Annotated in this window: 12 protein-coding genes; all 12 read right to left on the reverse strand. The window is 32.1% G+C overall.

From position 1 onward, the window contains the following. Nucleotides 1–315: a hypothetical protein gene (locus tag SJY17_RS04850; protein WP_397364357.1), complete on the reverse strand. Its 315-nt coding sequence runs from the start codon at nt 313–315 to the stop codon at nt 1–3. Between the two features lie 9 nt (nt 316–324). After that, the gene (gene sufD / locus SJY17_RS04855) at nt 325–1,638 is read right to left on the reverse strand and encodes a Fe-S cluster assembly protein SufD (protein WP_397364358.1); all 1,314 of its coding nucleotides are present in this window, start codon (nt 1,636–1,638) and stop codon (nt 325–327) included. Nucleotides 1,639–1,790: 152 nt separating this feature from the next. Next, nucleotides 1,791–2,543, reverse strand: coding sequence for a Fe-S cluster assembly ATPase SufC (gene sufC / locus SJY17_RS04860; RefSeq protein WP_397364359.1), 753 nt, complete (start codon nt 2,541–2,543; stop codon nt 1,791–1,793). Nucleotides 2,544–2,548: 5 nt separating this feature from the next. After that, the gene (locus SJY17_RS04865) at nt 2,549–2,896 is read right to left on the reverse strand and encodes a hypothetical protein (protein WP_397364360.1); all 348 of its coding nucleotides are present in this window, start codon (nt 2,894–2,896) and stop codon (nt 2,549–2,551) included. 13 nt (nt 2,897–2,909) lie between these two features. Beyond that, complete coding sequence (locus tag SJY17_RS04870; protein ID WP_397364361.1) at nt 2,910–3,773, reverse strand: N-acyl homoserine lactonase family protein; 864 nt, start codon at nt 3,771–3,773, stop codon at nt 2,910–2,912. Between the two features lie 12 nt (nt 3,774–3,785). Continuing rightward, entirely contained in the window at nt 3,786–5,234 is a 1,449-nt protein-coding gene (gene sufB / locus SJY17_RS04875) for a Fe-S cluster assembly protein SufB (protein ID WP_397364362.1), read from the reverse strand. A 9-nt stretch (nt 5,235–5,243) separates the two neighbouring features. Beyond that, nucleotides 5,244–5,573 (reverse strand): HesB/IscA family protein, encoded by a 330-nt coding sequence (locus tag SJY17_RS04880; RefSeq protein WP_397364363.1) that lies wholly within the window; start codon nt 5,571–5,573, stop codon nt 5,244–5,246. 108 nt (nt 5,574–5,681) lie between these two features. Further along, nucleotides 5,682–6,752 (reverse strand): cytochrome-c peroxidase, encoded by a 1,071-nt coding sequence (locus SJY17_RS04885; RefSeq protein ID WP_397364364.1) that lies wholly within the window; start codon nt 6,750–6,752, stop codon nt 5,682–5,684. 5 nt (nt 6,753–6,757) lie between these two features. After that, nucleotides 6,758–7,522, reverse strand: coding sequence for an MbnP family protein (locus SJY17_RS04890; protein ID WP_397364365.1), 765 nt, complete (start codon nt 7,520–7,522; stop codon nt 6,758–6,760). A gap of 1 nt (nt 7,523) precedes the next feature. After that, complete coding sequence (locus SJY17_RS04895) at nt 7,524–8,879, reverse strand: hypothetical protein (protein WP_397364366.1); 1,356 nt, start codon at nt 8,877–8,879, stop codon at nt 7,524–7,526. Between the two features lie 2 nt (nt 8,880–8,881). Next, entirely contained in the window at nt 8,882–10,261 is a 1,380-nt protein-coding gene (locus SJY17_RS04900; protein ID WP_397364367.1) for a choice-of-anchor B family protein, read from the reverse strand. Between the two features lie 4 nt (nt 10,262–10,265). Continuing rightward, entirely contained in the window at nt 10,266–11,765 is a 1,500-nt protein-coding gene (locus SJY17_RS04905) for a choice-of-anchor B family protein (RefSeq protein WP_397364368.1), read from the reverse strand. Nucleotides 11,766–12,004: the final 239 nt, after the last annotated feature.

Raw genomic sequence — 12,004 nt, forward strand, 5'->3', positions numbered from 1 at the left:
TTAAAACTCGTTAGCAATTAACTTAAATAACATTACAAATAAAAACGTACAAATAGTTGCTGTAACTATAAATGCAATAACAACATCAGACACACGAATGGTCTTTTTTGCTAAAATATTGGTTAACGTTTTAAATAATAATAAAGCTAAAATTAGTATAAAATAAGTTAAAGCTAAACCTACAAATGTTAATAGAATACCATCAAAAAAACCACCTCTTGTAAAGTAGTAAATAGTACCAGTTACGGCTGCTATAGCTAAACAAATACTAATTAATTTGTAGTGCGTTTTAGACTGTAATTGTAAAATATCCATGCTTTTTTATTACAGGTCAAAACCAATATTTACACCTAATTTATTAGCAATAAGCTTAGTAATACGTTGCTTTAATTCTGGAATTTTTACAGAACTTAATACATTATTACTAAACGCATACATTAATAATCCTCTGGCTTCTTTTTCTGGAATACCTCTTGACTTCATGTAGAATAAAGCGCTTTCGTCTAATTGACCTATTGTACAACCATGAGAGCATTTTACATCGTCTGCAAAAATTTCTAGTTGAGGTTTAGAGTTTATTGTTGCCTTATCACTTAATAAAATATTATTATTAGATTGAAACGCATTGGTTTTTTGTGCTTCTCTATTTACTATAACTTTTCCATTAAAAACACCAGTTGCACTATCGTTAAAGATACCTTTGTAATCTTGGTGACTTTCGCAATTTGGCTCTATATGATGCACTAAAGTATTATGGTCTACGTGTTGTTTATCTCCAATAATAGTAATACCGTTTAATGTCGAATCCATATGTTCGCCATTTTGATAGAAGTTAAGATTGTTACGTGTTAGTTTTCCTCCAAAACTAAAAGTATGTACAGATACATGACTTTCTCGCTTTTGCTCAACAAACGTATTATCAATTAAAGACGCGTTTAAATTATCGTTTTGTACTTTATAATAATCTACAATTGCACGCTTATTACCTACGATTTCTGTAACACTATTAGTTAATACAGGATTGTCAGTTATACTTTGATGACGCTCTATAATTTGTACATGACTATTTTCATCCACAACAATTAAATTACGTGGTTGAAGTAGTAATGCAGACTCATTACCTGTAGAAAAATGTACAATTTGTATAGGCTTTGCAACTACTTTATTTTTAGGAATATGTATATATGCACCTTCCTTTGAAAAAGCAGTGTTTAAAGATGACAAACCATCTTTAGTAGCCACTTTATTAAAGTAGTTTTCTATAATTAGTTGGTATTTTGGTTTGTTTAATGCAGAAGACATTAAGCAAACATCAATACCATCATGAGTTGTTTCTGATAAATGAGACGAGTATTTTCCGTCAATAAACACAATCTTATAAGTGTCAATATCGTGTAAAAAGTACTTTTTAATATCACTATATTCTAATGCGTTTTCTTGCTTTGGAAAGACACTATAATCGTGTTTTAAAACACTATTTAATGATGTGTACTTCCACTCTTCGTCTTTTTTAGTAGGAAACCCTTTTGTTTCAAATGCTTTTATAGCTTCGCTTCTAATATCATGCACCTTTGTATCTAAATCTACACGATTTTCGAATGCTAAAAAAGAGGATACTAATTTTTCTTTTAAACTCATATTATTCAGTTTTCAGTTTTCAGTCGCTGTTTTCAGTTATTTAGAAAAGCGAAAAAAATCTGTACTACTTTTTATATTAATTGATGCTTTAAAATTTTGAATGATCACAACCGAGTTAGTACTGAAAAACTGCGACTGCGACTGTCAACTATTTAAGCGTTTACTTCTTCTTTAATCCAGTCGTAACCTTTTTCTTCTAGCTCATGTGCTAGTTCTTTTCCACCAGATTTTACAATTCTACCATTGTATAATACGTGTACAAAATCAGGTACGATATGATCTAATAATCTTTGGTAATGCGTAATAACTATTACAGCATTATCCTTGCTTTTTAGCTTATTTACTCCATTAGCTACAATACGCAAAGCATCAATATCAAGACCAGAATCAGTCTCGTCCAAAATAGCTAATTTAGGTTCTAGCATTGCCATCTGGAATATTTCATTACGTTTTTTTTCTCCTCCAGAAAACCCTTCGTTTAAAGAACGTGATAAAAATTTACGATCAATTTCTAAAAGCTCTGCTTTTTCACGAATTAGCTGCAACATCTCTTTTGCAGGCATATCATCTAAACCTTTAGCTTTTCTAGTTTCGTTTATTGCAGTTTTTATAAAGTTAGTTACACTAACTCCTGGAATTTCTACTGGATACTGAAATGATAAAAATACACCTTTATGTGCACGTTCTTCTGCTGCTAACTCTTCAATATCTTCTCCTTCAATAAGAATGTTCCCTTCGGTAACTTCATATTCTTCTTTTCCTGCAATTACAGAAGCTAAAGTACTTTTTCCAGAACCATTTGGTCCCATAATAGCATGTACTTCTCCTGCTTTTACTTCAAGATTAATTCCTCTTAATATGGATTTGTCTTCAACACTTGCGTGTAGGTTGTTTATTTTTAACATACTATTTATTTTCCTAGTTTGATAATATCGTTTTTATTTGGATCTAAAGCTTTTATGCTTACTATTTTGTTTATTTTTAATTTAAAAGGCCAACCTTCTTCATTTTCAGCTTTAGGAATTAACTCTCCTAAAACTTCTATTTTAACCATGTCTGTTGGGTCTTTTTGAAATGCTTTTGCTTGTTTAGCTACTTCATCTGCTTTGTCATCTAAAACAACACCATGTATGTCATTTCCTGATTGGAATACTGCTGCTTCTGCATAGTAAACAAAATCTCCAGTATATGATTGTCCTTGGTCTGTTTTACAACTAACAAACGCTATAAATAATAATAGAATAACTACTTTTTTCATTGTAATATTAAATTTATTGAATTGGTTCTGGTGCGTGATTTAAACTATTAAAGTCTTTTAAAGAGTGTTGTATAATAACACGTGCTCCTTTTTTTTCAGCGAAAGCTTCAAAAATTTCCATTGATGCTTTAGTGTCTTCTAAACTATGATTAAAACTTGGTACAATAGCACCTTTTCTGTTTTCTTCAAAATGGTATAAGTCTCCAGTTAATAATAATGGACCTTCTTGTTTTAAATCTAAAAATAAAGATTGGTGTCCTGGTGTATGACCTGGAGTTGATTTAATAACAACTGTTCCGTCTCCAAAAACATCAAAATCGCCTTTAATTTTTTTAATATTTTTTAAATCTTTTATTGCGTTATAATTATCTGCACTATGTTTTTGTTGTTCTTGACTGGTTACAAAGTTATACTCTGCTTCTTGTACAATCCAAGTGGCATCTGTAAATTTTGATGCAGATCCAGAATGGTCAAAATGTGTGTGTGACAAAGCAATGTATTTAAAGTCATTTGGTGATAAATTTATTTGTTTTAATTGTTCGTTGACACCCATTTTTCTGGATACTGTAAAGGCTCCATTAGGCGTTGTAAATGGTTCTTGTTCTACCAAAGCTTCTGCCAACCCAGCATCCCAAAGCATGTTACCTTTTGGGTGTTGTATAACATAAAATGCGTCTGCAAATGTTTTGCTTTCACCTTTATATAAATCTCCTTGAGAGAAAATTTCTAGATTATTAACCTGTACAGTTCCACCATCAAACATAAAGACTTTTAATGGCTCTTTGTTTTCGATTTTTGTGACATCAGCTTCTTTTTTATCACTTTTACAAGCTACTAAAAATGCTAAACTTATTAATAATATGGTTATTTTTTTCATTATAATATTTTTTTAACCAACAGATCCTTCTAACGAGATTTCTAATAGTTTTTGTGCTTCTACTGCAAACTCCATAGGTAGTTTATTTAGTACATCTTTACTAAACCCATTAACTATTAATGCTATTGCTTTTTCTGTGTCTATTCCACGTTGGTTACAGTAAAATATTTGGTCTTCACCAATTTTACTTGTTGTTGCTTCGTGCTCTATTTGCGCTGTTTTATTTTTGGCTTCTATATATGGAAAAGTATGTGCACCACATTGGTCACCCATTAATAAACTATCACATTGAGAGAAGTTACGTGCATTTTCTGCACGACTAGCAATTTGAACTAATCCTCTATAAGAGTTTTGAGATTTTCCAGCAGAAATACCTTTTGATATAATTGTAGATTTAGTGTTTTTACCTAAATGAATCATTTTAGTACCAGTATCTGCTTGTTGATAGTTATTGGTAACAGCTATTGAGTAAAACTCTCCTACAGAATTGTCTCCTTTTAAAATGCAACTTGGATATTTCCAGGTTACTGCACTACCGGTTTCTACTTGAGTCCAAGAGATTTTAGCGTTTTTCTCGCACAATCCACGTTTAGTTACAAAATTGTAAACACCACCTTTTCCTTCTGCGGTTCCAGGAAACCAGTTTTGAACCGTTGAGTATTTTATCTCTGCATCATCCATTGCAATTAACTCTACCACTGCTGCATGTAATTGATTTTCATCACGACTTGGAGCAGTACAACCTTCTAAATAGGATACATAACTACCTTCATCAGCAATTAATAATGTACGTTCAAATTGACCTGTTCCACCTTGGTTAATCCTAAAATAAGTTGATAGCTCCATTGGACAACGTACACCTTTTGGAATATAACAGAATGAACCATCACTAAATACTGCACTATTTAATGCAGCATAAAAATTATCTTTTGTAGGAACAATGGTTCCTATATATTTTTTGACTAATTCTGGATGCTCTTTAATGGCTTCAGAAATACTCATAAAAATAATACCTTTTTCGGCTAATGTTTTTTTGAATGTTGTTGCAACCGAAACAGAATCGACAACAATATCCATTGCCACATTATTCATCTTTTTTTGCTCGTCAACAGAGATACCTAGCTTTTTGTACATCGCTAAAAGATCTGGATCTACATCATCTAAAGTTTTGTTAGGATTTACAGCAACTGGTGCAGAATAATAAGCTATAGCTTGAAAATCTGGTTTTTTATAATTTACATTTGCCCATTCTGGCTCAGTCATTTCTTTCCAAACTTTAAAAGCATCTAACCTCCATTCTGTCATCCATTCTGGCTCCTCCTTTTTCTTAGAAATAGCACGAACGATATCTTCATTTAGACCAATTGGGAATGTTTCAGACTCAATGTCTGTATAAAAACCATATTCGTATTCTTTGGTTTTTAACTCTTCTCTAAGATCGTCTTCTGTATATTTACTCATTGTAATTTTTTAAAGTGAAAATGATTCTCCGCAACCACAAGTACGGTTAGCGTTAGGGTTATTAAACACGAAACCTGTTCCGTTTAATCCTCCAGAATACTCTAATGTTGTACCTATCAAATACAAAAAACTTTTTTTGTCAACGATGATTTTTATAGCATTGTCTTCAAACATCTTGTCTTCTTCAGCTTTTTCTTTATCGAATTTTAAATCGTAAGATAAGCCGGAACAACCACCACTTTTTACACCTACTCTTACATAGTCTGTACTTGGGTTAAAGCCATCATCTGTCATTAATTGAATAACTTTCTTTTTAGCTATATCGGAAACTTTTATCATACCTGTTAATTAGAATTTATCTAAATAGAGTGCAAAGATACAACATCAGTCGCTTTTTTCCATATCAACTAACATTATATTAGTATATGGTTTTATCGATTTTTCTTATTACTGAATATAAGTAGGATTATTGATAAAAGAAGGGTCGGATAATGACAGTAGGAAAGCTTTTAAATCTGCTTTGTCTTGTGCAGAAAGATTGACACCACCTTCATCCACTTTTTTCATTAAAGAATCAACTGTTGGAGAGTTTTGAAGCCCTGTACTATAGTGCTCAATAACCTCCTCTAAAGTTGCAAATCTACCATCATGCATATAAGGCGCAGTATAAGCTAAATTACGAAGTGAAGGCGAACGAAATTTTCCATTATCATTAGGGTTACCAGTGACTTCACCTAAACCTAAATCAGTAAACGTTGCATCTAAACCATTATTATGGAATTGATTATCTGTCCATAACGGATTATTTGGGTTTCCATGACAATGAAAACAGTCTCCTCTAGTTTCATCCATAAAAACATCAAAACCATTTTGTTCTTCAGGTGTTAATGTGGCTTGGTTGTTTAAATAATTGTCAAATTTTGAGTTGCCAGATATAATAATCCTCTCAAATTGCGCAATTGCTTTAGTTACTAAGTTTTTTGTTATAGCTGAAGTTCCAAATGCTTGCTCAAATAAAAGCGGATACTCTTGATGGTTATTAAGCCTGTTTTCTACTTCAGTCCAAGAAGAGTTTTCTAATTCAATTGGATTTGTAACAGGCTCTAACGCTTGATGCTCTAAACCTAAAGCACGACCATCCCAAAAGTATTTATCATCAAAATTCCAAGCTAGATTAAATAAAGGCATACTGTTTCTGTTACCAGAAACATTAGAAACACCAAAACTAAATTGGTTAGAATCTGTAAATGCGTTTTGAGGCATATGACAACTAGCACATGCTTTTGTGTTATCTACAGATAATATATTATCATAAAACAAACGTTTTCCTAAAGCGACACCTTCAACAGTTAAAGGGTTATTAAGCGGAATTATTGGGTCAATTAGTTTTTCTTCAAAAAGGGAAGGTAATTCTAATTGATAGGGTATTGGTACATAAGTGTCGTCTGGTGTATCATCTTTAGAAGAACATCCAAAAAATAAAATACAGACAAAGCTATATGTTAACCAATGTTTCATTCTTTTTATTGAGTTATTTCACCAATACTAAATACACTTAATACATTTTCTTGCATCATTTTTTGTGCATTATAATTTGGCATTAGTGGTGTGTCCAAAACGTTTAAATCCCATGTGTTTGGGTTTGTAAAGAATTCGGCAATATTCATTTTTACTTCAATTGATGCATCATTAGTTATTGAAATTGGTGTGTCTAATTCTATAACTGCAAAATTTTGCTCAAAAACACCATCACTTACACGTGCTGTACCATTATGATAATTAAAAGGACTCGGATTAGTTGTGTCTACATTATACATACCATCAAATTGTAAAAAGTGGTAACCTGCTCCAAGCATTGCTGGCCAACTCCATGTTGCTGTATTTAAATCTTGATAAAGACCATCGATATTATCTTCTTCATTAAAACCCCAAATAAACCTTAAGGTGTAGGTTCCAGTTGGAATAGTATTAATTTCTGGGTTAAAATTATAAGTCGCTTCATCAGATAAATCTGTGAATTTGTAACCATCAAAACTATAGGTGTTTCCTGAAAGGCTTACTAATTCAAAACGAGACACTAAGTATCTAATTCTGTCTATATTTATAACTTCTCCGTTTGCATTGGTAACTGTTTCAGCTTCTAAATTAGTACTGTTTATCTGTGTATCGTCCCAATTATGAGTAAAGTTAAATGCTATTGAAGCTGTAGAAGGTGTGTTGTCATCCATGTCTTCATTACAGGTAAATAGTAATAATGTAAATAGTAAAAGTGACGCAATTTTTTTCATTTTATTTTATCTCAATTAAAAGTAAATCTGTAAATCCTTTGTTTTCAGTTATATCAGCATCATTACTACTGGATTCTCCAACTACTATAATGTTTCCGTTTCCAATTTCAGCAATTCCGTAAGCAAAATCTACATTAGTTCCACCAATAGATTGTTGCCATTTTAGACTTCCTGAGTTATCAATTTTTAAAATCCAAGCATCATTTTGACCTTGATTTTCTGTAAGATTTCCTGACGCACTTCTGGAACTTCCGCAGATTACAAATCCATCATCCACTGTCTTAGCAATTGCACGACCAACATCAAAGTTTTCTCCTCCATAGGTTTTTTCCCAAAGTAAATCTCCAGTTGGAGATATTTTAATGACCCAAACATCAGCAGCTCCAAAATTAGAGCTAACATCTGTATCTTGTCCTCTGGTATCACCAATAATTAGATAGTTGCCATCACTAGATTTAATTATTGCTCTAGCTTCATCAATTTCTGTGCTTCCAAAAGATTTTTCCCACTCTGTAGTTCCTGTGTTTGAGACTTTAACAATCCAAAAATCGTAAGATCCTTTATTGTTTGATATATCTGTGTCTTCGCTATCTGAGGATCCAATGATTAAAAACCCATTATCTTCTGTTTGGATAGCATCATAAGCAGTATCTGTAAAAAAACCGCCAAAGTATTTACTCCATTCTATTGTTCCGCTTTGGTCTAATTTAAGTGACCAATAATCTCCTCCAGCGTGTTGGGTTTGATTATTTCTAGTATTTCCTGCTCCTCCAGATGCTGTGACATCTAAAACACCAGTTATAAAATAACCACCATCATTGGTTTGTAAGATTGAATATCCAGTATCAATTCCAGAATATCCATAGGTGTTTTGCCATGATAAGTTGCCTTGATTGTCCAATTTTATAACCCAAAAGTCTTCTTGTCCATTATTGTTTGATATATCACCATCATTACTGTAAGTAAATCCTATTATAGCATAACCTCCATCTTGTGTTTGTATGATGTCATTTCCTCTTTCGTCATTTGTTCCTCCATAAGTTTTAGTCCATTCTAATTCTGCTTCAGCATTATATTTTAATACCCAAACATCATAGCTTTCATCTGTTTTATCTGTTACATCTTGGTCCATAGATTGTGTAAATCCTAGGACTACAAATCCACCATCAGATGTAGTTTTAACTGCTTGACCACTTTCGTTTTTAGAACCACCTAAAGTATCAATGTTTTCTATAATACCTTGAGCAGAAATTTGTGGGTTAATAATATCGTCATCATCATTTTTATCTGTACATGAGTTAATCGATATTAATAAAATTACGAAAACGAATATGGATTGTAATGTCTTATTAAACATAGTTAATTACTTTTTCTGACAATTATAAGTCCACTATTTATATCTCCAATAATTATATTACCACTTTCAAAATAAGGATAAACACTCCAAACTCCATCATAATTAGCGCTATCGCTTGTAGGAAAGGTGTCAAAATAACCTGTCTCGGTCATTGGGTTTGTTGTAGAGTCAATATTTGAAATATCTAAAACCCTTAATCCTGCTCTATAGTTAGCTAAATAGTATTCATCTCCTTTAACATAACCATTATGATCTATAGCTGGAGTTGGGCCAAAATAGTCTGCATGTAAAAGCGGATTGTCAAGATCTGTAAGATCAAAAATTATTGTTTTGGTATTAAAACCAAAAGTTGTTTCGTCAGTTTCATCTCCAATAATCAAATATTTTTGGTCTTCTGTAAACCAACCTTGATGAGCATAAGATGTTTGAGGGTAAGTAAAACTACTAATTTCTGTAATATTACTTTTATCTGTTACATCCAAAATAACAACTTGATCTGTATTACCATTACTACCAATATATATTTGACTGCCAGTGTAATCTGAATCTGGTCCAGAATATGTAACTACTTGTGCATCATGCGTGTAACCTACAGCTGTGTAGTCTCCTAATAAAGTTGGATTAGTTGGATTAGAAATATCGATAAAAATTGGACCTCCTCCATTTGTACTTACACATCCTACTAGATAAGCAACACCTTCTGTTTCATTAATTACAATATTATGACAACTTCCAACACCTGTATAAACAGTATCTGCAGTAAAAGTTTCTGGAGGATTAGTCACGTTTCTTAAACGCGTTAAATCAAAAACTTGCATGCCATGTGGACCGACTCCATCTGCAACGATAAAGGCATAATTATTATAAGTTTTTACATCTCTCCAAATATTAGAACCTGCATTAGTATCTAATCTACCTAAAAAAATAGGGTTTACTGGATCTGTAACATCTATAAAAGCTGTGCTGTTTGATAATCCAATTAGTGCATATTCTTTTCCGTCTAAAGGATCTGTCCAACCCCAAATATCATTTCCATCTGCATTAGAGACACCACTTAATGTCGCAACATTTATTTCTGACATTAAATCATAACCATTACAAGGGTATTGACCAGCCATTCCATTTATACATGGAAACTGAGGAACTGGTTGTTGGGTGTCACAAGCATCTCCAATACCATCATTATCTGTGTCTTCTTGATTAGGGTTAGCAATATCAGGACAATTATCTATTTCATCTGCTACACCATCTCCATCAGTATCAATAATTATTGTTCCACTATTTTCATCATCGTTATTTGAACAACTTTGATAAATCATCACAAAACTGAAAACACTAACAATTAGTATTATAGATTTTAATGCTTTTTTAAATGTAGCCATAAGTTTATTTGTTTACTACTAACTTCTTAGAAGTTAAGTCGTTGATTTTTACTAAATAAATTCCGCTAGATAGATTTTGTATTGGTAAAACGAAAGTTTCTGAATCTATATTGTCTTTATAAAATAGACTTTTACCTAGCACATTGTAAATCTGTACTGTCTTAATTGTATTACCCGATGTTGATTTTAGTTTAGATTCTGATTGTGCAGGGTTAGGAGTAATAGTAAAAGAATTGTTTAAACTAAAATTGTCTGTACTTAAAGGAGAACTACTTGATCTTACTACAAATAAGCCACGTTCAATATCACTAATTATAATATTGCCACTTGTAAAATAAGGGTAGATACTCCAAGCACCATTAAAATTTGTGTTATTGTTAGAAGGATAAGTATCAAAATATGCTATTTCTGTCATTGCGTTTGTAGCTGCTGCAATATTTGTGATATCTAATACACGCATTCCTGCTCGATAATTTGCTAAGAAAAATTCATCTCCTTTTACATAACCATTATGGTCTATTGCTGCAGATGGTCCTGTATATGTAGAAGATAAAACAGGATTGTCTAAATCTAACATGTCAAAAACATATGTTTTTGTGTTACTTCCAAAGGACTGTTCATCTGTTTCGTCTCCAAAGATAAAATACCTATGGTCTTCTGTAAACCAACCTTGATGAGCATAACCAGGGTTTGGATAAGTGATTTCAGAAATAAACTGAGGATTATTTTTATCTGTTACATCTAACAAGACAACTCTATCGTTAGATCCACCATTACTAGCTAATAATATTTGCCTTCCAACATAACTTGCTACTCCAGTAACTGTAGGACTAGTAACATTAGTATCTGTTCCGTTATATGTAATAACTTGCGCATCGTGTGTATACCCTTTACCAGAATAACTACCAACAACATTTGGTGTTAAAGGACTTGAGATATCTACAAAAATTGGTCCACCACTTGCAGCTCCGCAACCAACTAAATAAGCAATACCTTCAGATTCATTAATTACAATATTGTGACAACTTCCTATAGTAATTCCATTATCACCATTAAATAATTTTACATTCCCATCTGTTGGATCACTTGTATAAGTTAAGTCTGGATTAGCACCTGTTCTTAAATTGGTTAAATCAAAGATTTGCATTCCATGATTTCCAACACCATCTGCAACTATAAATGCGTGGTTGTTGTAAACTTTAATATCTCTCCAATATGAAGTGTTTCCATTTGATGTTTCTATTCGACCTAAAAACAAAGGATTTAAAGGGTCAGTTACATTAACAAATGCAGTACTGTTTGTAGTCCCAACAATAGCATATTCATTTCCGTTTAGTGGGTCTGTCCAACCCCAAATATCACTTCCTTCTTCTGTACCAAGAGTTGTTGCTAATGTAGATACTGGAACTCTAGATAATAAATCATATCCATTACAAGGATAAGAAGTAGTAACACCATCAATGGTTTGTGTGGCAAAACCGTCTGCACAAGGACTTTGAGCCATTATTAGTTGACTAGTTAAAAATATAAAAGTTACGAGAATTTTTTTTGAAATATTCATTAGGTTAAGTTGTTCAAAATTTTGTGACACAAATTTAGCAGAATTACCGACAAATAACATGTTATAGATGTTAAATTGCTAATTTTCCGTTAATTATTGACATGTTTATTGAAAATAAAACAATTTAAACCCTTTTTTACATGCTAAAAGGCAACTATTAAATTAAGCTTAGTATTTTTGCA

This window comes from Olleya sp. R77988 (assembly GCF_044594215.1).
In the GTDB taxonomy this organism is placed as follows: Bacteria; Bacteroidota; Bacteroidia; order Flavobacteriales; family Flavobacteriaceae; genus Olleya.

Bases quoted from the DNA above. Each gene is read 5' to 3' on its own strand.
- SJY17_RS04880 (WP_397364363.1), bottom strand. From the start codon at position 5,573: ATGATAAAAGTTTCCGATATAGCTAAAAAGAAAGTTATTCAATTAATG.
- SJY17_RS04890 (WP_397364365.1), bottom strand. From the start codon at position 7,522: ATGAAAAAAATTGCGTCACTTTTACTATTTACATTATTACTATTTACC.
- sufD (WP_397364358.1), bottom strand. From the start codon at position 1,638: ATGAGTTTAAAAGAAAAATTAGTATCCTCTTTTTTAGCATTCGAAAAT.
- sufC (WP_397364359.1), bottom strand. From the start codon at position 2,543: ATGTTAAAAATAAACAACCTACACGCAAGTGTTGAAGACAAATCCATA.
- SJY17_RS04870 (WP_397364361.1), bottom strand. From the start codon at position 3,773: ATGAAAAAAATAACCATATTATTAATAAGTTTAGCATTTTTAGTAGCT.
- sufB (WP_397364362.1), bottom strand. From the start codon at position 5,234: ATGAGTAAATATACAGAAGACGATCTTAGAGAAGAGTTAAAAACCAAA.
- SJY17_RS04865 (WP_397364360.1), bottom strand. From the start codon at position 2,896: ATGAAAAAAGTAGTTATTCTATTATTATTTATAGCGTTTGTTAGTTGT.
- SJY17_RS04850 (WP_397364357.1), bottom strand. From the start codon at position 315: ATGGATATTTTACAATTACAGTCTAAAACGCACTACAAATTAATTAGT.
- SJY17_RS04905 (WP_397364368.1), bottom strand. From the start codon at position 11,765: ATGGCTCAAAGTCCTTGTGCAGACGGTTTTGCCACACAAACCATTGAT.
- SJY17_RS04895 (WP_397364366.1), bottom strand. From the start codon at position 8,879: ATGTTTAATAAGACATTACAATCCATATTCGTTTTCGTAATTTTATTA.
- SJY17_RS04885 (WP_397364364.1), bottom strand. From the start codon at position 6,752: ATGAAACATTGGTTAACATATAGCTTTGTCTGTATTTTATTTTTTGGA.
- SJY17_RS04900 (WP_397364367.1), bottom strand. From the start codon at position 10,261: ATGGCTACATTTAAAAAAGCATTAAAATCTATAATACTAATTGTTAGT.